We start from the raw sequence: 308 nt of genomic DNA on the forward strand, positions 1-308 counted from the left end.
GCAGGTCCCTTAAGGCATTGGAGAAGAAGGATCGGGCGCTGTAGAAAACCACCGGCGTGGCCACCAGCAGGCTGAACCAGCGAAAGAAGTCCACGAAATCGGTCGAAAGGGCGCTAACCAGTTCAAAGTACATGGGAAAGGCCAGCATCATGCTCTGGAACGAGCCAATCCCGGCGACCGTCAGGCGAATCAGCATCGCCCGGTTCTCTGCTCTCAGCGTCTGTTCGGCATCGTCTGCCCGGTAGGGTCGGGCGGTATAGCCCAGGCGGAAAACGGCCATCAGCAGGTCGCTCAACAGACTCTGGCTG

The 308-nt window shown here is 59.4% G+C and carries 1 pseudogene; it reads right to left on the reverse strand.

The annotated features are described in order from the left end of the window. Positions 1-308 (reverse strand): annotated as a pseudogene (locus E5Q11_RS17555) (copper-translocating P-type ATPase); the annotation flags it as partial.

Source organism: Marinobacter confluentis, assembly GCF_004785685.1.
Taxonomy (GTDB): domain Bacteria; phylum Pseudomonadota; class Gammaproteobacteria; order Pseudomonadales; family Oleiphilaceae; genus Marinobacter; species Marinobacter confluentis.